17 protein-coding genes are annotated in these 18474 nt (G+C 71.4%); 5 read left to right on the top strand and 12 right to left on the bottom strand.

Translation table 11 applies throughout. From position 1 onward, the window contains the following. Positions 1-10: 10 nt before the first annotated feature. The 6 genes from rraA to DGO_RS24190 form a co-directional block, all read right to left on the bottom strand. Complete coding sequence (rraA, locus tag DGO_RS04460; RefSeq protein WP_043801055.1) at positions 11-511, bottom strand: ribonuclease E activity regulator RraA; 501 nt, start codon at positions 509-511, stop codon at positions 11-13. Positions 512-573: 62 nt separating this feature from the next. Continuing rightward, a complete protein-coding gene (locus tag DGO_RS04455) occupies positions 574-1014 on the bottom strand; it encodes an acyl-CoA thioesterase (RefSeq protein WP_050920680.1) in 441 nt (146 codons plus the stop codon). A 2-nt stretch (positions 1015-1016) separates the two neighbouring features. Continuing rightward, on the bottom strand, positions 1017-1304 hold the full coding sequence (gene rbfA, locus DGO_RS04450; RefSeq protein ID WP_014684287.1) for a 30S ribosome-binding factor RbfA: 288 nt from the start codon (positions 1302-1304) through the stop codon (positions 1017-1019). Positions 1305-1397: 93 nt separating this feature from the next. Continuing rightward, the gene (locus DGO_RS04445) at positions 1398-2846 is read right to left on the bottom strand and encodes a LysM peptidoglycan-binding domain-containing protein (RefSeq protein WP_083847216.1); all 1449 of its coding nucleotides are present in this window, start codon (positions 2844-2846) and stop codon (positions 1398-1400) included. A 90-nt stretch (positions 2847-2936) separates the two neighbouring features. After that, positions 2937-3428 carry a hypothetical protein gene (locus tag DGO_RS04440; RefSeq protein WP_014684285.1) on the bottom strand — a complete coding sequence of 164 codons (492 nt, stop codon included), beginning with the start codon at positions 3426-3428 and terminating at the stop codon, positions 2937-2939. Positions 3429-3508: 80 nt separating this feature from the next. Further along, positions 3509-5785, bottom strand: a complete 2277-nt coding sequence (locus DGO_RS24190) for a vWA domain-containing protein (protein WP_050920679.1) — start codon at positions 5783-5785, stop codon at positions 3509-3511. 249 nt (positions 5786-6034) lie between these two features. On the opposite strand from DGO_RS24190, the gene DGO_RS04425 reads away from it, so the two are divergent. Then, positions 6035-8056 carry a DNA gyrase subunit B gene (locus tag DGO_RS04425; RefSeq protein ID WP_014684283.1) on the top strand — a complete coding sequence of 674 codons (2022 nt, stop codon included), beginning with the start codon at positions 6035-6037 and terminating at the stop codon, positions 8054-8056. Between the two features lie 66 nt (positions 8057-8122). Here DGO_RS04425 and DGO_RS04420 read toward each other — a convergent pair whose 3' ends face one another. Further along, the gene (locus tag DGO_RS04420; protein WP_043801053.1) at positions 8123-9076 is read right to left on the bottom strand and encodes a hypothetical protein; all 954 of its coding nucleotides are present in this window, start codon (positions 9074-9076) and stop codon (positions 8123-8125) included. Between the two features lie 72 nt (positions 9077-9148). Here DGO_RS04420 and DGO_RS04415 point away from each other — a divergent pair, with 72 nt between their 5' ends. Then, positions 9149-9784 (top strand): cyclase family protein, encoded by a 636-nt coding sequence (locus DGO_RS04415; protein ID WP_083847215.1) that lies wholly within the window; start codon positions 9149-9151, stop codon positions 9782-9784. 3 nt (positions 9785-9787) lie between these two features. Here the strand turns inward: DGO_RS04415 and DGO_RS04410 are convergent, their stop codons facing one another. After that, positions 9788-10684: a DUF1517 domain-containing protein gene (locus tag DGO_RS04410; protein WP_014684280.1), complete on the bottom strand. Its 897-nt coding sequence runs from the start codon at positions 10682-10684 to the stop codon at positions 9788-9790. A gap of 162 nt (positions 10685-10846) precedes the next feature. Between DGO_RS04410 and DGO_RS04405 the strand changes: the two genes are divergently transcribed. From DGO_RS04405 to DGO_RS04395, 3 genes are all read left to right on the top strand, one after another. After that, positions 10847-12841, top strand: a complete 1995-nt coding sequence (locus DGO_RS04405; protein ID WP_226991448.1) for a circularly permuted type 2 ATP-grasp protein — start codon at positions 10847-10849, stop codon at positions 12839-12841. Continuing rightward, the gene (locus DGO_RS04400) at positions 12841-13794 is read left to right on the top strand and encodes an alpha-E domain-containing protein (protein ID WP_014684278.1); all 954 of its coding nucleotides are present in this window, start codon (positions 12841-12843) and stop codon (positions 13792-13794) included. Before DGO_RS04405 ends, DGO_RS04400 begins: the two co-directional genes overlap by 1 nt. Positions 13795-13957: 163 nt before the next feature. Then, positions 13958-14782, top strand: a complete 825-nt coding sequence (locus DGO_RS04395) for a transglutaminase family protein (protein ID WP_014684277.1) — start codon at positions 13958-13960, stop codon at positions 14780-14782. 57 nt (positions 14783-14839) lie between these two features. Here DGO_RS04395 and DGO_RS04390 read toward each other — a convergent pair whose 3' ends face one another. The 4 genes from DGO_RS04390 to DGO_RS04375 all read right to left on the bottom strand — a co-directional run bounded on the left by DGO_RS04390 (position 14840) and on the right by DGO_RS04375 (position 18414). Next, positions 14840-15394 (bottom strand): YIP1 family protein, encoded by a 555-nt coding sequence (locus DGO_RS04390; protein WP_043801050.1) that lies wholly within the window; start codon positions 15392-15394, stop codon positions 14840-14842. Between the two features lie 65 nt (positions 15395-15459). After that, the gene (locus DGO_RS04385; RefSeq protein WP_014684275.1) at positions 15460-16644 is read right to left on the bottom strand and encodes a mechanosensitive ion channel family protein; all 1185 of its coding nucleotides are present in this window, start codon (positions 16642-16644) and stop codon (positions 15460-15462) included. Positions 16645-16796: 152 nt separating this feature from the next. Further along, positions 16797-17831: a phosphate acyltransferase PlsX gene (gene plsX / locus DGO_RS04380; protein WP_043801047.1), complete on the bottom strand. Its 1035-nt coding sequence runs from the start codon at positions 17829-17831 to the stop codon at positions 16797-16799. Continuing rightward, on the bottom strand, positions 17821-18414 hold the full coding sequence (locus tag DGO_RS04375) for a LabA-like NYN domain-containing protein (protein ID WP_043801045.1): 594 nt from the start codon (positions 18412-18414) through the stop codon (positions 17821-17823). Before DGO_RS04375 ends, plsX begins: the two co-directional genes overlap by 11 nt. Positions 18415-18474 lie beyond the last annotated feature (60 nt).

Below are 18474 nucleotides of genomic sequence, written 5' to 3'. Positions count from 1 at the left end.
GTATATAAAGTCACAGATGGTCGGGGGGTCCCCCATCTCCGGGCAGGACCACTACACCGTCCTCATCGGCACATAGCCAGTCGCCGGGCCACAGCCAGACCCCGGCGAAATGCACCCCCACATCCCGCTCGCCCTGCGCGAGTTTGCCACTGCGCCGGGGATGGGTCGCCAGTGCTAGGACCCCCAACGGCAGTTCGGCCAACCGCGCCGCGTCCCGAACCGCGCCGTTCACGACGACGCCGGCCCAGCCCTGGGCCACGCCGGCCTGGGCCAGCTGGTCGCCCAGCAGCGCGCAGTCCAGCCGCGCGCCGCCGTCCACGACCAGTACACGCCCGCGGCCCGGCGTGTGCAGCGCCTCGCGCACCAGTGGATTGTGCCCGTCCACCCTCAGGGTCGAAATCTCGCCGCAGAAGCGCTGGAGGCGGCCATAGGAGCGGAAGATGGGAGCCAGGACCCGGGCTCGCCCGTCGGCATCGCACAGGTCGGTCGTAGGCGTCCAGGCTCTGGTCATGCCTCCAGCCTGCGGGTTCCGGGGGACAGCCACCCGTACTCCCACAGGAACAACAGGATGGCTCAGGGCTTGAGGCGTTCCAGCACGTCGTCGGGCATGCGGGCGGGGCGGTAGGTCCGGTCGGTGGCGATGTGGTGGGTCTCGCCGGTCGCCAGCAGCTCGGGCGCGGCGCCCTCTTCCCCCAGGCGGTGCAGCTCGTAGCTGAACTTCAGGGTGCGGCTGCGCAGCTCCGAGACGCGGGTGGTCAGGCGCAGGCGGTCGTCGTAGCGGGCGGCGCGGCGGTATTGCACGTGCAGGCCGCTGAGCATGAGGTAGTACCCGCGCGCCTCGATCTCGGCGTAGGGCAGGCCCAGCTCACGCATCAGGTCGCTGCGGCCCACCTCGAACCACACCGGGTAGGTGGCGTGGTGGGCGACGGCCATCGCGTCGGTCTCGGCATACCGCACGCGGAAGTCGGACGTGAAGGTGCGGCCGGGGGTGGTGGGGGGGTGGGTGTCCGGCATGCTCAGAGGGGAGAGTCGGCCGCCGAGCGGAACTCCAGGGTGGGGGTGCGGCGCATCTTGACCTGGGCGGCCACCTCGCGCTGGAGGTGTCCGCGCGCGTGGGTCAGGGCATCGAGCAGTTCGGGCATGTCGGCCCCCATCGCGCTGACGTACACACGCGCCAGGGTGTAGTCGGGGGCGACCTGCACGCGCTCGACCGTCACGATCATGGGCACGCGTGGATCGCGCAGGCCGGAGATGGCCTCACTCAGCACGCGCTGAAGCTGCGACTGGATCTGGGCGGGTTTCATGGCTGTCCTCCGCAGGAGCGCGCGAAATGGGTCATCCCGTCATGCTAGCGCCTCGGCGGCTGGCGCGGCTGCCGGAACGGGCGGCGTGGGCGGCTAGCGGGCGTAGCGCCGGCCGGTGTAGTCGGCGAAGACCCCGATGCCGTAGCTGACCTTGCGCACGCTGTCGAGTACCGCCGCGCCGTTCCAGGCCAGCCCCGCGCTGCTGCCGCCGTCGAGGAGCAGGGCGTCGCGCGCGCCCAGCTTCGCCATGACCTTGCCCATCTCGACCGTGGTGAGGCGGGCGTGGGTGGTCACGAGGAGCAGGTCGCGGCTGCTCAGCAGGCCCACGGCGCTGCGCGCGGCCCGCCCGAAGAGGGCCGGGTCCTGAAAGACCCCGCTGTAGCTGTGCTGCACGGCCCCGCGCGCCACGATGCGCGGCCCGGTGGCGATGACCGTCTCCATCCCGGCCCAGCTCGTGTCCAGCGGACGGCTGAACAGCGCGGTGGTGCTCGCGGCGATGCTCGCGCGGTTGTCGGGCGTGATCGCCAGGGCGGCCGGAATGCGCCCCCAGGTCAGCAGGCGGCCCTGCATGACGATGTCCCCGGCCGGCGCGTAGGTGTGCGGGTGAAAATAGCTGCCGTTGACGACTGCGCGCGCGCCGCTCGTGCGGGCCAGCGTGCCCACCGTGGCCCCGCTGTTGAAACTCAGGCTGCGGCTGGGCAGCACCGGGGCCACCAGCACGTTGCGCCACCGCAGGTCCACCTGCACGACCTGCACGGGAATGTCCAGGGGGCGCGCGGCGCGGTAGCTCACGGCGCTGCCGCGCGCGGCGGGCGGCACCGGCACGGCGACGCGGCTGGGCACCAGCAGCTTGGTCCCCGGCACGATCATCTGGACGGTCGAGAACCCGTTGAGCCGCCTCAGGGCGTCGGGGGTCACGCGGTAGCGCGCCGCGAGGCCCTGAGGCGTGTCGCCTGGCCCCACCCGCACGTAGGTGTAGACCAGCCGGGCCTCTTTGCCGGCGGGCAGGGCGGGTACGCGCGTGGCCGCGCGGGCCACCGTGACCGTCCCGCGCGGGGGGACCCGCAGGCGCTGGCCCGGGTGGATGAGGGTGCCGCGCAGGCCGCTGGCCTGTTGCAGCGCCGCCACACTCACCCCGGCCCGGCGGGCGATGCCCCCCAGCGTGTCGCCGCGCCGGACGGTATAGACCCCGCCGCCGCGACCGGCCACCGGGCTGGCCTGGGCCGCAGCGCCTCTGGCCGGAGCTGTCCGGACTGGGGTCGTCCGGGCCGGTGTCGTCCGGGCAGGGGCAGGTGCGGTGGCGGTGGCCGGGGGCCGCAGCCGCAGCACCTGTCCCACATGGATGGTGTTGCCGTTCAGGCCGTTCCAGCGCTGCACCTGCGCCACGCTGAGGTGGTAGGTGCGGGCCAGGCGGTACAGCGTGTCACCGGCCTTCACCTTCACGGTGGCGGGCCGGGACGCCGGGGTCGTGGGTGCGGCCCAGGCCGGCGCACCCGGCACCGGCAGGGAAATCAACAGCAGGGTCAGGGCAACACGTCGCATCCGGCGTCCACTTGAACACGGCGCGCCGGGTGCCGGATGAACCCAAACTGACCGGAATCTCATCCGGCAGGGCCTCCGCCCCGGCGCCGCTCAGGTGCCCGTGGCGACCGAGTTGCCCGGAAAGACCGCCACGCGCGCGACCATATAGGCCACGCCGTACAGGAACAGGGTCACGACCGGCAGGTACCGCAGGCCCTTCCTGCGGTCGAGCAGTCGGCCGGCGATGAGGACCTCGATGATGAACAGGCTCAGCAGCGCGAAGGCGGCGTACATCCAGTGTTCGCCGTCGCGCTTGGGGTCCACCGGCAGACCGTATTTGGTCAGGCCGCCGCCCACATCGGTCGAGCTGGGCACCTTGAGCCCGCCCAGGGCCAGGGCCACCCCCGTCACGGCCGGCAGCAGGAAGGCCAGCCAGGTCACGCGCACCCACACCACGAAGCCGGGGCGCACCTCGCCCTTCAGGGCCGGGGCGAGGCTCCACACGAACAGCACGAGCGTGATGAGCGTGAGGGGGGTGGTGATGAGGGGCACCGGCAACAGCGGGGGCAGGATGTACCCGTGAACGAGCCGCAGCAACTCCATACCCCGCAGCGTAGCGTGCCCGGCCCCCTGGCCGCAGGTCAGGTGACCCGGCGACCGGGGATGCCGGGGCCGGCCGCCGCTCAGCGTTCGGGCAGGCCCAGGTCGGTCTGTGCGGGCAGGTACGTGCCCGGGCGCAGCGGCTGCGGGTCGCCCGCGCGGCTCAGGGTGAGGTCGGGGGGCAGGTCGGCCAGCAGGATTCGCCCGGCGGTCACGCTGACCTTCAGGCCGCGCAGGGCGGGCGATCCGAAGGCCTCGCCCAGATCGGTGATGCCGGTGGGCAGGCTCAGGGCGTGGGTGGCGTAGGGACCGGCCACCTGCACGTTCACGCCCTCGGCCCGCAGGCTCAGGGGCAGGCCCAGGCCCACCAGCGACCCCAGGGGGGGATGCGGCGCGCGTGAGGCGTCGGCCATCGCCACACCCAGCAGGGTGCCGGGCACCACCACGTCGCCAGACCGCAGCAGCCGCCCGCCCCGGCGGATGTCCAGGTCTTCGGGCACGTGCAGCAGACGCAGGCCGTCGCGGTGCTGTTCGGCCCGTACGCCGCTCAGGTGGGGGACCCGCGACAGCAGCCCGATGTCGAAGGGGCCGCCCAGCGGGGTGGGCACGCTGCTGAGCTCACCGCCGGCCATGACCAGCGCCAGGGTGCGGTCCTCCTTGTAGGTCAGGCCCTCTACGGTGGGGACCGTCCCGGCGACGAAGGCGTGGGGGGGGGCCGCCGCGCCGCGCGGGGCCGCTCCCCCGCCGCCCCCGGCCCCGGCGCGGCGGCGCCGCAGCAGGGCCAGGGCGGCCAGGAGCCCCAGCAGGAGCGCGACCCCCAGCACCCACCCGGCCCAGCGCGGCGCCGGGCGCGCCGCCGGAGCAGCGGTCGGGCCGGTCCCCGACGGCGCGCCCGCTGTCGGGGCCGACCCGACCGGGCTCAGGGTCACGGTCTGCCCCGCACTCGCCAGCGGCCCGGCGGTCACGCCCGGCAACACCAGCGTCTCGCCGGAGGCCAGGATCAGGCGGGCGGCGACCTCCTGTCCGGCCCCGCCGCTGCCGGTGCGCCGCAGCCGCACGGCGAACTCGCTGGCCCCCGGCTGCGCCTCCAGGGCGGCCGTCAGATCGGCGGCCGCGCCCCCCGCGTCGCCGGGCAGTTCCAGCCGCGCGCCGCGCAGGTCGGTGCCGGGCGCGGCGCGGTAACGCAGCACGGTGTCCTCGCCCGGCCCGAGCACGCGGTCGGCCCCGGGGTTGAGCCACTGCCAGCCGGGAGTCGCCGGGGTGGAGGCCGCCACCTGCACCGCGCTGCCCCCCTGGACGGCCTGCCCCCCGTCCTGACGACCCAGCAGCCCCCGCACCCAGGCCAGCCAGCCCTGCGGCGCGGCGGCCTGCGGCGGCAGGTTCAGGGTGAGCAGCACCCGCTGCGGCGGCAGCGCGGCCAGGGGGTCGGCAGACGTGCCGGCTGCGGCGGTAGCCGTGTCCCCGCCCCCCCCCGTGCCCGCCCCCGACTCGGCGCACAGCAGGGCCGCCGTGCCCTGCGGGACCTCGCCGCGTACCTGGAGTCGGGTGAGCCCGCCCGAAGCCTGCGCCTGGGCCAGGGTGGGGACCGCGCCGCCCTCGGCCCCGACCAGCCGCAGCGGCGTGCCGTCCGGGTAGGGCGCAGGCACCCGCGCGGGGTCGGTGACGGTCGCGGGGACGGTGCCGCGCACGCGGGTCAGGTCCGGGACGGTGCCGACCGGCAGGCTCAGGCCGCGCGCGTAGCCGCTGCGGGCCAGGGCCGTGGCCGCCTCGGCCGGAATCTCGGTGCCCAGGGCGATGTAGGTCAGGCGGTCGAGCGGGCCACGCCCCCGGAAGGCCGCGAGCGCCTGTCCGGCGCTGACCCGGCGCCGGGGATTGTTGTCGATGCCGTCGGTCAGCAGGAACACGTCGGTCAGGTAGCGCCCGCCTCCCGCCAGGGGCGACAGGGCGTCGCGCAGGCTGCGGTACAGGTAGGTGTTCGAGCCGTTCGCGCGCAGCGCCGCGAGGTCGCGCGCGAAGGTGTCGGCGTCGGTGGGCAGCGCGTAGCCCCGGCGGGTGCGCAGGCCACCGTCGAAGGTAACGAGGTCCACGCGGTCGGGCTGCGCCGCCGCGACGTAGGCGCTCACGCTGGCCTTGACCTGCCCGAAGATGTCGGCCTGACCGTCCCCGATGCCGCGCATGCTGCCGCTGGTATCCAGGACGAACACGGCGCGCGTGCGGGTGGGCAGCGGGCCGGTGGGCAGGGCGCAGGTCTCGGCCCCTCCGGTGGAGGCGGCGGGAACGGTCGCGGGCGGGGTCGCCAGGGCGAGGCTCCCGCACAGCAGCGCGGCGGTGAGGTGGAGGGACAGGGCGGCGCGGGGCATCGGCCCCCTATTGTGCCCCCTGGCGGCGGGATGCGGAAGCTGAGCCGCCCCTGCCCCGGACCCCGCCGCCGCCGCGCGCAAATCGCATCATGTATTCTGTCCACTACAGAATAAATTTGACCGATTTCAACCTCCGGGGTATACTGAGGGACCGCCGGGAAGGCGGCCCAGTGCGCGTCTTTCCGCCGATCGACCCCCCAGAGCTTCACTGGACCAGGGCTGCCCACACCGGGGCGGCCGAGGAGATCCATGACCAGAACCGACGAACTGTCCACCGTGACCGAGCTGACCGCGCAGGCCGGCCCGAGCGCCGAATACACCGCCGACCACATCACCATGCTCGAGGGCATGGACGCCGTCCGCAAGCGCCCCGGCATGTACGTGCAGGGCGGCACGGGCGTGGACGGCTACCACCAGCTCCTGACCGAGATCATCGACAACGGCATCGACGAGGGCCTCGCGGGCTTCGCGACCGAGGTCCGCATCACCATGCATGCCGACGGCAGCGCCTCGGTGACCGACGACGGGCGCGGTATCCCGGTGGACATCATGAAGTCCAAGGGCCGCCCGGCCATCGAAGTGATCTTCAGCGAGCTGCACGCGGGCGGCAAGTTCGGCCAGGGCGCCTACAAGGTGTCGGGCGGCCTGCACGGCGTCGGCTCGACGGTGGTCAACGCCCTCTCGACCTTCCTCGACGTGCACGTCAACAAGGGGGGGCGCCTGTACCACATCCGGTTCGAGCGCGGCGTGCTGGCGACGCCGCTCGAAGACCTCGGCCCCACGCCGGCGGACGTGCAGTGGGCGACGAGCGTGGCCTTCCACCCCGATCCGGCCATCTTCAAGGAGTTCGACAACCAGTTCGACTACTCGCGCATCCGCAACCGCCTGCGTGAGCTGGCCTACCTGACCGGCCTGAAGATCGTCATCCGCGACGAGCGCACCGACCTGCACGGCGGCGAGGTCAAGCAAGAAGAGTTCTTCGAGAAGGGCGGCATCGCCAACTTCGCGCGCGCGCTCGTGACCGACGACACCAAGCTGCTCTACGACCAGCCCATCGTGATGCGCGGCAAGAGCAACGAGGTCGAGGTCGAGGTGGCGTTCATCCACGCCAACACCTACGCCAGCGACAACATCCTGACCTACGCCAACATGATCCGCACCCGCGACGGCGGCACGCCGCTGACCGGCTTCAAGACGGCCTACACCCGCATCCTGAACAAGTACGCCCGCGACAAGAACATGATCAAGTCGGGCAACCCGGTGCCCAGCGGCGACGACCTGCTCGAAGGCATCTACTGCGTGGTGTCGGTCAAGCTCGGCGAGCCGCAGTTCGAGTCGCAGGCCAAGGTCAAGCTGCTCAACAGCGAGGCCCAGACGGCCGTGAACGCGGTGGTGGGCGAGAAGTTCGCGGAGTTCCTCGAAGAGAACCCCAAGATCGGCAAGACCATCGTCGAGAAGGCCGCCGAGGCCGCCCGCGCCCGCGAGGCCGCCCGCAAGGCCCGCGACATCGTGCGCCGCAGCAACCCGCTGGACAACGAGGACCTGCCCGGCAAGCTCGCCGACTGCTCGTCGCAGGACCCCTCGGAGAGCGAACTGTTCATCGTGGAAGGCAACTCGGCGGGCGGCTCGGCCAAGGGCGGGCGCGAACGGCGCTTCCAGGCCATTTTGCCCCTGCGCGGCAAGATCCTGAACGTCGAGAAGGCCGAGCTGAACAAGATCCTCAAGAACGCCGAAATCCGCAGCCTGATCGGGGCCATCGGGGCGGGCGTCGAGGGCACGGGCGACCAGATGCACTTCGACCTGTCGAACCTGCGCTACCACAAGATCGTGATCATGACCGACGCCGACATGGACGGCGGCCACATCACGACGCTGCTGCTCACGTTCTTCTTCCGCTATATGCGGCCCATCGTCGAGCAGGGCCACCTGTACATCGCCCAGCCGCCCCTGTACAAGATCACCGTGGGGGCCAACACCAAGAACAACAAGGGCACGTACCTCTACAACGAAGAGGAGCTCAAGCGGCACGTGGCGCAGGCGACCCGCGACGGCCGCAAGTACGAGATCCAGCGCTTCAAGGGGCTGGGCGAGATGAATGCCGAGCAGCTGTGGGAGACTACCATGGACCCCGAGCGGCGCGTGCTCAAGCGCGTGAGCATCGACGACCTGATCATCGCCAACGAGATCTTCGATGCCCTGATGGGCAGCGACGTGGCTCCGCGCAAGGACTTCATCCGCGAGAACGCGAGGTTCGCCGAAATCAGCGTCTGAGCGTCCGCGCACAGCCGAACAGGGAAGGCCCCGCCCGGAGGACCGGCGGGACCTTCCCTGTTCGGTTCAGCGGCCCAGGGCCGCCCGGAAGGCGGCCGGATCGTCCATGAACACCGTGAGGACCTGTCCCCGGCGGCGCAGGCCGTACGGTCCCCGGAGCTGAGCCTCGCGCGTCAGGTGCAGGGCGAGGTTGGGCGGCGTGCTCAGCGTGAGGCGCGTGCCGCCGGGAACAGGAGCGGTGACCTGCGCGATGTCCGCCAGAGGCACAGTCCCCGACCACAGCAGCCCCTGGTGCAGGACCAGCGTGTCGCCGGCCACGAAGGTGGGAAACCGGCGGTAGCTCGCGGCCAGCGCGAAGAGGAACAGGCTGAAGCCCAGGTCGGCCGCCGTCAGCGCCCAAGCGGCGAAGGCGCGCCCGTCCGGGACCAGCATGGCGTGCAGGCCCAGGTGCAGCGGAAGCTCGGAGAAGACATAGAGCCACACGTAGGCCACGCGCCCCGAGCGCCGGAACGAGGTCAGGGCCTCGGCCCCGGGAGGAGCGTGCGCGCCGCGCCGCCACAGCCCCGGCCACAGCAGCGTCTCGTGTGCGACCCACATGGACAGGGGAAGGGGAAAAACCCGTCCCAGCCGGGCGGCCCGCCGGGCCAGGGGCCAGGGGGCCGGTTCGGGGGGCACCGGAGCCGCCCTGCGCCAGAGTGCTCCCCCGGCGACCAGCAGCGCCGCCACCCCCAATGCCGGACGCGCGGCAGGCATCAGCAGCGCCGCCAGTCCCAGTCCCAGCGCGGCCGTGCCGATCAGGCGTGACGGCTCCACACGGCGGCGAGCCCACCACCCCACGCCGCAGGCCCCGAAGACCAGATCGAACGCCACCGCGCCCAGGACCCAGGGCGTCAGGTCGGTCCGGGCCTCCAGGGACAGCGCCCCGAGAACCGCCGGGACGAGGCACAGGGCGGTCAGCACGGCGGCCGCCTGCACCGCCACGGAGGCGGGCAGGGGCCGGAAGGCGCTCAGGTTGTTCACGACTCCAGTCCAGACAGGCCGCGCGCGGGCAGATGTCCCCTGCCCGCCCCTCCTGCCGGTTATCCTGCGGCAATGCCCCTGCAAGACATCTCGCGCCTGCTCACGCCCGGCCATCCCACCTGGCCCGGCGACGCCCCCTACCGCCTGACTCCGGTGGCCCGCATCGCCGGGGGCGACAGCGTGAACACTGCCGAGCTGGCGACCAGCACCCACACTGGCACCCATGTGGACGCGCCCTGGCACTACGACGACGCGGGCGCGCGCCTGGACGAGATTCCGCTGGAGGTCTACGTCGGGCCCTGCCGCGTCCTGAGCGTGACGCCGCAGGGCGGTTACGTGACCCCGGCAGCGCTCGCGGGGCTGCCGGGCACGCTGCCGCCCCGGCTGCTGCTGCACACCGGGCAACCCGCCCACTGGGCCGAGTTCCCCGAGGACTTCACGGCGCTGGAGCCCGCCTTCGTGCGCGAGGTCGCCCGGCGGGGCGTGCGGCTCATCGGGACCGACTGCCCCAGCGTGGACCCGCTGACGAGCAAGACCCTGGACGCCCACGCCGCCTGCCGCGAGACCGGCGTGCTGATCCTCGAAGGCCTGAACCTCAGCGCCACGCCGGACGGCGACTACGATCTGGTCTGCCTCCCGCTGCCCCTGGCCGGGGTGGACGGCGCTCCGGCCAGGGCGACGCTGCTGCCCGCCGGCACGCTGGGCTGAGCCTTACAGCCGGCCCAGGTCCGGGTATTTGCCGATGGCCTGATCTTCGGTCAGGAACTCGCCGGGGGTGTCGGGACTCCAGATGACCTGCACCTCCTCGATGTTGCCGCGCTCTGCCAGGGCCTCCAGCACGGCCCGGAGCCCCTCGGCGGTCTGGGGACCGGGGGGCACGGGCAGCCTGCGGGTCGTGACGGCCCCCAGCGACACGGCGAGGTACTGCGGCGCGCCGTCTGCCCGTACCCCGTGGCCCCGCCGCGAGGTGTCGGCCTGAAGCTGCGGGCCATCCTCGCGGCCGTCCTGCTGGTTGTGGGTGGTCTCGACCGTGAAGGCGGCGCGGGCCAGGACCGCCAGGGCCGCGAGCCGCCGGGTCATGGCGCCCGAGCGGCCCCGCTCGACGACCGCGTGCCCGTAGACCCAGTCGGGGCTGGCGTCCAGGGTCGCCCGGACCGCCTGCCGGAACATCTCCGGGAGGCGGCCGGCCGTGTCGGCATCGGCGCTGCGGGCGATCTCGCCGATGCGGCGCTGCACCTTGGGGGACCGGGCGAGCAGCAGTTGTACGAACACCACCTGGCGAGGCACGAACAGGCTGAGGGCCAGTTGCCACAGGGACACCAGCAGAAATACGGCCAGCCCGGCGATCACGAGCCAGAAGATGACCTCGACCAACCAGTCGGGCACGCTGTCGTCCGGCGAGGCCGTATTCGACGAACTCGCGCCTGACGACGCGGCGGACGCGGCGCCCGGCGACTCCACATCCGAGAAGCTGGACCCCGACGAGGAGGAGCTCTCTCCCACCGAGCCGCCGAAACTGCCGCCGCTCTGCGCCGTGACCGGCGACACCAGCGCCAGCGCGGCGACGAGCAGGGCGGCATACAGCCGGCGTAGACCACGGGGCTTCATCGGAGCTTCATCCGGGACCCATGGTAGCGGGTCGGCAGGGCGTGGGGCGGGGGCTGTCTGGAGCCGTTCTGGCGCGCTCCCGGCGCGGCCGGTATCCTGGGTCACCGCACGACATGGGGAGGCGCGATGAGGTACGAACCGGGCAACAGGTTTTACGATGAGATGTTTACCCCAGACGGGCAGGTCCGGCTGCACTACCAGGGCGCGCAGGAATATATAGACCGGCTGGGCACGGCGGAATTCAGTCGCCGCCACGAGCTGCTGGACATGGCCTTCCGCAACCAGGGCATCACCTTCACGGTGTACGGCGACGCGCTGGGCACCGAGCGGACCTTTCCCTTCGACCCGGTGCCGCGCATCATTCCGGCGGGCGAATGGGCGCATGTCGAGGCCGGGCTCAAACAGCGGGTCAAGGCCCTCAACGCCTTTCTGGGCGACATCTACAGCAGCGCGCAGATTCTGGGCGACGGCGTCATCCCGGCCGAGCTGGTCTACACGTCCTCGCATTTCCGGCGCGAGGTGCACGGGGTCAAGGTGCCGCAGGGGATCTATACCCACGTCGTCGGCACGGACCTGATCCGCGACGAACGCGGCGAGTACCTCGTGCTGGAGGACAACCTGCGCTCGCCCAGCGGCGTGTCGTACCTGCTCGCCAACCGCCAGGCCATGACCCGCATCTACCCCGGCATGTTCGAGGACCAGGGCGTGCGGCCGGTGGGGCACTACGCCACGGCGCTGCTGTCGCTGCTGCGCTCGATGTCGCCGCGCGACCGGGGCACCGTGGTCGTGCTGACGCCGGGCATGTACAACAGCGCGTACTTCGAGCACGCCTACCTCGCCCAGCAGATGGGCGTGGAACTCGTCGAGGGCCGCGACCTGTTCGTGGACGGCGGCCGGGTCTGGATGCGCACGACCGGGGGCCGCCAGCAGGTGGACGTGATCTACCGCCGCGTGGACGACGACTTCCTCGACCCGCTGGCTTTCCGCCGGGACTCGGCGCTGGGCGTCGCGGGCCTCGTGGACGTGTACCGCCAGGGCCGCGTGGCCATCGCCAACGCCATCGGCACCGGGGTCGCCGACGACAAGGCCGTGTACGCCTACGTGCCCGACATGATCCGCTACTACCTGGGCGAGGCGCCGATCCTGAACAACGTGCCCACCTACCTGGGTTGGAACGCCGACCACCTCGAACACATCCTGGCGAACGCCGCCGAACTGGTCATCAAGGCGGTGGGCGAGGCGGGCGGCTACGGCATGCTCATCGGGCCGGCGGCCACCCGCGAGGAGGTCGACACCTTCCTGGTCAAGGTGCGGGACAACCCGCGCGACTTCATCGCCCAGCCAGTAGTGGGCCTGTCGCGCCACCCCACCTTCTATCCCGACTCGCAGGAGTTCGAGGCCGCGCACATTGACCTGCGGCCCTACATCCTGTGCGGCCCGAAGGAGACGACCATCGTCCCCGGCGGCCTGACGCGCGTGGCGCTGCGCCGGGGCAGCCTGGTGGTCAACTCCTCGCAGGGGGGCGGCAGCAAGGACACTTGGGTGCTGGAGCACGACGGCCCCGCCGCGCCCCAGGGCATGAGCCAGATGATGCACGGCGACGCCCTGGGCACCCAGAGCCAGTCGCAGAGCCAGTACCAGGGCGGCTTCGGCGCGGTGCCGCTGGGCCTGAGCGGGCCGCAGGGGCTGGGGGGCCAGTCGCCGGCCCAGAGTCAGAGCCAGTCGCAGGCGCAGCGCGGCGGCGGCAGCCAGAGCCAGTGGCAGTCGCAGGCACAGGGTCCGCGCCAGGACGAACCGCCGGCCGGGGCCCCCGAACGGTCCAGCGCCGAGCGCCGCGTGCAGGAACACGCCGCCGAACAGGCGCGGGTCGCCGCCTACGAACAGAGCCAGGTGCAGTACCTCGCCCAGTCGGGCGGGGCCGCGCCGGGCGACACCCATCCCCACCAGGAGCAGCCCGGCGAGACGCCTGCGCCGCCGCCCCCCCACGGCTCGCCCGAGCCGGCCCCCGAGGGCCAGCACTCGTACCAGCAGCAGCTGGAAAAACGGGAGCTGGATTCCGAACCGCGCCGCGCGCCGCGTACGGACGAGGTGCAGGGCCAGCACTCGTACCAGCAGGAACTGGAAAAAGGCACCCTGGACCAGGGAGAGGAGAACTGATGCTGCTGCTCTCGCGTCTGGCCGAGAACCTGTTCTGGATCGGGCGGTATGTCGAGCGGGCCGAAAACACCGCCCGGCTGCTGAACGTCAACTATTACGCGACCCTGGAGACCGCCGGGCGCGCCCGCGAGTACTGGATGCCGCTGCTCGAACTCACGGGCGGCGACACCGAACTGCGGGCCAAGTACGGCCGCCTCGACGCCCGCGCCATCAGCTCGTGGCTGGCGTTCGACCGCGACAACCCCAGTTCCATCGCCAGCAGCGTGGCACGCGCCCGCGAGAATGCGCGCGGCCTGCGCGACCGCCTGCCCAGCGAGATGTGGGAAACCCTGAACCGCAGCTACCTGAGCCTGTGCTTCGGCAACGAGGCGGTGCTCGACCGCGACGGCCTGTTCGAGTACTGCGCGGCCGCCCGCGACGCCTCGCAGTTCTTCTTCGGGATCGCCTTCGCCACGTTGCCGCGCGACGAGGGCTGGTCCTTCCTGCGTGCCGGGCAGATGCTCGAACGCGGGGACAACACCCTGCGCGTGTTGCAGAGCCGCTACCGGGGCATCGACGCCAGCCTCGTGACCGACCCGGCCGGGCGCGCCCTCCAGGAGCAGCGCTGGGTCAGCGTCCTGAAGGGATCGAGCGCCTACGAGGCCTACCGCAAGCGGGTCCACACCGGCATCGACATCCACCAGATCGGAGAATTTCTGCTGCTCGACGAGTATTTTCCGCGCAGCGCCCGCTACAGCGCCGAGAACCTGTACGACGCCCTCGCGCAGATCGAGCGCGTGCATCCGGGCCAGCACCCCGAGATCACGCGGCTGTCGCGCTGGCTGGTCGCGCGGCTCCAGTACTCGCGCATCACCGACATCCTGGAAAACGACGACCCCTCGCTCGAAGAGCTGCTGGGCGACTTCAACCGGGTGGGGGCGGCCATCAACGCGGCCTATTTCCAGCAGGAATAGCGCCCGGAGCGTGGGCGGCCCGCCTGCCCGCACCCGGCGCGACTCGTCTGAACCTCGTCCATGCGCCGTCCCGGCAAACGTGCCAGACTGCCCGCGTCAGTAGAGGCCCGGCCAGGGCCTGCCCCGCAGGGCGGGTTCCGGCCGGGCCGCCAGAGGCCCCTGTATGCGCTGCGAGATCCGGCACACCACCGAGTACCACTACCCCAAACCGGCCTGGGATTCCTTCAACCAGGTGCGGCTGCACCCCATCCAGGAGGTGCGCCAGACCCTGCGCTCCTTTCACCTGAACGTGACCCCGGAGGCCGAGGTCACCTCGCACAAGGACTACTTCGGGGCCATCGTGCACCACGTCCATGTCCACGAACCGCACACGCACCTCCTGATCGAGGCGCAGGCGCTGGTGGACACCCACCCCGTCACCCTGCCGCTGCCCGCCCCCATGAGCGTGCTGCGCGGCGTCCGCAGCCAGCACACCGAGTTCCTGGTGCCCAGCCCGCGCGTGCCCGCCGGGCCGTGGCCGGAGCTGTTCGGGGTTGCCCGTCCCGGCCCCGACGACGACCTCCCGGCCTTTCTGATGTCGCTGACCACCACGCTCTACCGCATGTTCACCTACGACCCCAAGGCGACCACGGTCAGCACGCCGCTGGCCGAGTTCGCGCAGCTCAAGCGGGGGGTGTGCCAGGACTTTACCCACGCCATGCTGGGCATCACGCGGCAGCTCGGCGTGCCGGCGCGCTACGTCAGCGGCTACCTGTACAGCGGCGGCGAGATGCTGGGGGCCGAGGCCACCCACGCCTGGGTCGAGTGCCTGATTCCCGGTTACGGCTGGCTGGGCTACGACCCCACCAACAACTGCCTGGCGGGCGAAAAGCACATCAAGATCGGGCACGGCCGCGAGTACAGCGACGTGTCGCCCGTGCGCGGCACCTACTACGGCGGGGGTCAGGGCAAACTCGACGTGGCGGTCCACGTCTACGGCGAGCAGTAACACAGGCAGGGCGAAGGGGGCAGCGTCGCGGCCGCCCCCTTCGCCCTGCCGCGTGGCTCAGAAGATGCCGGCGAGGATCAGACCCAGCACGAGGTAGGCCAGGCCCGAGAGGACCAGCGTGACGACCGCGCTGACGGGATCGCGCAGGTTCAGGCTCGACTGCGAGGCGAGGTAGCCGAAGTAGATCATGGCGACGGCGATCACGAAGCCCGCCAGCCCGCCGATAATCGGAATGATGCCGATGAGGGTACCGAGAATGCTCAGGGGCACATAGAACAGCGCGAAGGAGTAGGCGACTTCGGGGTAGGTGCCGGTGCCCCGGAACAGCGAGCGCCCGATGAAGTACACCAGTCCCGTGAAGGCGAAGAACTGGAGGGGAATACCGATCAGGCGGCTGAAGAACTGGGTCAGCGGGTTGACGCCGCTGTGGAAGATGCCGAAGAAGCCCGCGATGACGGCCGACACGAGGGCGGCCACCACCACGTACATCAGGGCCTGATTCAGCCCGCCCCGGCGCTCGAAACGCTCGAAGGTCTGCGGACTGGGCTGCACGAGAACGGCGGTGCTCTGGGTGAACATGTCCTGCAACTGGGCGGTGGAGGGGCGCGTCATGCTCCACAGTACGCGCAAAAGCCGCCCGAGTTTCCAGCGGGCGGCCTTGGGCAGAAGTTCGGACTTCAGGTCAGTTCGCCTTCTTCGGGCTCGCGGGTCAGGGCGGGTTTCACCGGCGAGTGGGTCCGGTCCTGTCCCTCGGGGCCGCCGCGCGTCTCGGGGCTGCGCACCAGCCGGATTTCCAGCGGCCGGTCGCCGAAGGTCACGCCGCGCTGGGGCGAGGGAATCTCGATGCCCCGCTCGTCCATGGCGATCTTGATGCGGCGGTTGAACTCGCGCCCGATGGCGTACTGGCTCTTGGGCTGCACCTTGAACAGCGCGCGCAGGGTCACGCCGTCGGGCGCGAGCTGCGTGACGCCCTGCTGCTCGGGAGCCTCCAGAAAAAAGCCGTTCCACTCCTCGTCCTTGTAGATCTCCTCGCTCACGCGCTCCAGCACCTTCAGGGCCTCGTCCACATTGGCGTTGTAGGTCACGTCCACGGTGGCGACCACGCGCGACCAGTCCTTGCTGCTCACGCTGACCGTGTTGATCTGGCCGTTGGGGATGATGTGGACCGTGCCGTCCATCGCCCGCAGGGTGGTCACGCGCAGATTGAGTTTCTCGACGCCGCCCGACAGCACCCCGCCGTTCACCGTGATCACGTCGCCCACGCCGTACTGGTCCTCGAGCAGGATGAAAAAGCCCGTGAACACGTCGCGCACGAGGCTCTGGGCGCCGAAACCCACCGCGAGGCCCAGCACCGAGACGCCCGCGAGCAGGCTGTTGGCGTTGATGCCCAGCGCCTGAAGCCCCGCGATGACGCTCACGATGGCGATGGCGACCTTGAGGGTGCTCTCGACCGCGCCCTTGAGGGTCTGCACGCGCACGCTGCGGCGGTTGAATTCCTGGTCGGGCACGACCCGGCGGCTGACCAGCCCCACGAAATTCCAGGCGATGAGGGCCAGCGCCACGATGACCACCGTCTGCCCCGCGCTGTTGCGGAAGCCCCCCATGATGTCCTGCCCGAGGTCGAACAGCACCGGCACGTTGGGCAGATACGCGACGTGGGTGGCGACCGACAGCCAGCCCACCACGACCGTCAGTGTCCACACCACCCGGAGCCCCAGCGAGAGCGGGCGGCTCAGGTGCGGCTCGATGCGCCGCAGCAGCGTGCGCCCGAAGCGGTACAGGGCGTAGGCCACGATCAGGGTCAGCCCCAGGCCGATCCAGACCTGGGGCTTGGCGAATTGTGTCTGAAGCTGTTCCCACATGAGGGTCAATCTCTCATGAGACGGTGAGGGTTTGGCGGGAAGCCTTGACCCACAACCAGTCACCCTTCAGACCCGACTGGGGGTAGATTTGAGGCGCACCCCGAGGGCGACCGGACCTCCCGAGCCTGGAACTCCCGAGGCCCCCGGTCCCGTCAGACGCTCTGGGGCGTCTCCCCCGCCAGCGCCGCCTCAAGCCGCGCGACGAGCTGCGCCTCGTGGGCACGCTCAGCGCGCAGCAGGGCGTTTTTCACCGCGCGGGCGTCGGCGCTGCCATGCCCGATGAAGGTCAGGCCGCGCACGCCCAGCAGGATGCTCGCGCCGTAGGTGCTGGGGTCCATGCGCTCGGCCAGCCCACGCAGCGCCCCGCGCACGAGCAGGCCGCCCACCTTGCTCTTGAGGGTGCTGCCCAGGGCTTCGCGGACCCAGCCGAACAGCACCTTGGCCTCGCCCTCGGCCAGCTTGAGGACCACGTTGCCGGTAAAGCCGTCGGTCACGACGATGTCGGTCGTGCCGCGCAGGATGTCGCGGCCCTCGACGTTGCCGTGGAAGTTGACGCCCTGGCCGTGCGCCGCGCGCAGCAGCCCGTGGGCCTCGACGACCAGCGCGCTGCCCTTGTGGTCCTCCTCCCCAATGGAGAGCAGGCCGACCGTGGGATTCTCTCGGTCCTCGACCACCCGCAGGTACACGGTCGCCAGCCGCGCCCACTGCGCGAGGTAGGCGGCCTTCACGTCGGCGTTGGCCCCCACGTCGAGCAGCGTCGTGAAGCCGCCCTGCGCCGGCAGGTGCGTCAGGATGGCGGGACGGTCCACACCCTTGATGCGGCCCAGGGTGAGCAGCGCCGAGGCCATCGTCGCGCCGCTGTGGCCCATGCTCACGGCGGCGGCGGCGCGCCCCTCCTTGACCAGGGCCGTGCAGACGTTGATGCTCGCCTCCTTGCGGCTGCGCACGTCGCTGGCGTGCTCGTCCATGCCGATCACGTCGGCGGCCTCGACCACCTCGATGGGCAGGGCCGCGCTGCCCGCGTGCTTGCCCAGTTCGGCGTGCAGGGCCACGCGGGGGCCGACGAGCAGCACGCCCACGCCGCCGCGCGCGGCCTGCACCGCGCCCTCGACGTTGGGGCCGACGCCGTGGTCGCCCCCCGCCGCGTCGAGCGCGATGGGCAGCCCCGCCGGAGCCTTAGCGCTCATCGCCCCCGCTCAGGGCGGCCGGGGTGGCATAGAAGGGCCGCTGCTGGCCCTCGCCGCGGCCACCCTCGCTGGGCAGGCGGTAGCCGGGACGCTCGACCTCCGCGCGGATGTCCTTGAAATCCACGTACTCGTCGGCGGCGTTGCGCAGCTCGTAGCTGGTCATCTCGGGAATACAGGCCACGACCACACGCTTGCCGCGCGCGCGCAGGGCCTCGACCGGGCGCTCGAAGTCGCCGTCGCCGGTCAGGAGCACCGCCACGTCGTAGCGGTCGGCCCCCGTGAGCAGGTCGGTCACGAGTTCGATATCCAGGCTCGCGCGGCGGTAGGTGTCGCCGTGCTCGTCGGTCGCCTCGCGCAGCGGCCGGGTCCGCACGGTGTACCCCATATAGGTCAGCGCGTCGATGAACCGCTTCTGCTTGTCGTCCATCGGCAGAGGCACGGCCGTGTAGTAGAAGGCGTTGTGCAGCGTGCCGTAAGCCGCGAAATGCTCCAGGATCTTGCGGTGGTCGAAGTTCCAGCCGAGGCGCTTGGCCGCCGCGTATACGTTGGCTCCGTCAATAAAAAGTGCAATGCGTTCTGTCATGGGGTTCTCCGGGAACAGGCCGCCCGTCCGGGGGCCACCACCCAGGATACCGGATGGCCG

Source organism: Deinococcus gobiensis I-0 (genome assembly GCF_000252445.1).
In the GTDB taxonomy this organism is placed as follows: domain Bacteria; phylum Deinococcota; class Deinococci; order Deinococcales; family Deinococcaceae; genus Deinococcus; species Deinococcus gobiensis.
The sequence above is the reverse complement of the archived record's forward strand: the minus strand, read 5'-3'. Positions and strand labels throughout refer to the sequence as shown.

Bases quoted from the DNA above. Each gene is read 5' to 3' on its own strand.
- DGO_RS04400 (WP_014684278.1), top strand. From the start codon at position 12,841: ATGCTGCTGCTCTCGCGTCTGGCCGAGAACCTGTTCTGGATCGGGCGG.
- DGO_RS04405 (WP_226991448.1), top strand. From the start codon at position 10,847: ATGTTTACCCCAGACGGGCAGGTCCGGCTGCACTACCAGGGCGCGCAG.
- rraA (WP_043801055.1), bottom strand. From the start codon at position 511: ATGACCAGAGCCTGGACGCCTACGACCGACCTGTGCGATGCCGACGGG.
- DGO_RS04455 (WP_050920680.1), bottom strand. From the start codon at position 1,014: ATGCCGGACACCCACCCCCCCACCACCCCCGGCCGCACCTTCACGTCC.
- plsX (WP_043801047.1), bottom strand. From the start codon at position 17,831: ATGAGCGCTAAGGCTCCGGCGGGGCTGCCCATCGCGCTCGACGCGGCG.
- DGO_RS04425 (WP_014684283.1), top strand. From the start codon at position 6,035: ATGACCAGAACCGACGAACTGTCCACCGTGACCGAGCTGACCGCGCAG.
- DGO_RS04385 (WP_014684275.1), bottom strand. From the start codon at position 16,644: ATGTGGGAACAGCTTCAGACACAATTCGCCAAGCCCCAGGTCTGGATC.
- DGO_RS04395 (WP_014684277.1), top strand. From the start codon at position 13,958: ATGCGCTGCGAGATCCGGCACACCACCGAGTACCACTACCCCAAACCG.
- DGO_RS24190 (WP_050920679.1), bottom strand. From the start codon at position 5,785: ATGCCCCGCGCCGCCCTGTCCCTCCACCTCACCGCCGCGCTGCTGTGC.
- rbfA (WP_014684287.1), bottom strand. From the start codon at position 1,304: ATGAAACCCGCCCAGATCCAGTCGCAGCTTCAGCGCGTGCTGAGTGAG.
- DGO_RS04390 (WP_043801050.1), bottom strand. From the start codon at position 15,394: ATGACGCGCCCCTCCACCGCCCAGTTGCAGGACATGTTCACCCAGAGC.
- DGO_RS04375 (WP_043801045.1), bottom strand. From the start codon at position 18,414: ATGACAGAACGCATTGCACTTTTTATTGACGGAGCCAACGTATACGCG.
- DGO_RS04415 (WP_083847215.1), top strand. From the start codon at position 9,149: ATGCCCCTGCAAGACATCTCGCGCCTGCTCACGCCCGGCCATCCCACC.
- DGO_RS04445 (WP_083847216.1), bottom strand. From the start codon at position 2,846: ATGCGACGTGTTGCCCTGACCCTGCTGTTGATTTCCCTGCCGGTGCCG.
- DGO_RS04410 (WP_014684280.1), bottom strand. From the start codon at position 10,684: ATGAAGCCCCGTGGTCTACGCCGGCTGTATGCCGCCCTGCTCGTCGCC.
- DGO_RS04440 (WP_014684285.1), bottom strand. From the start codon at position 3,428: ATGGAGTTGCTGCGGCTCGTTCACGGGTACATCCTGCCCCCGCTGTTG.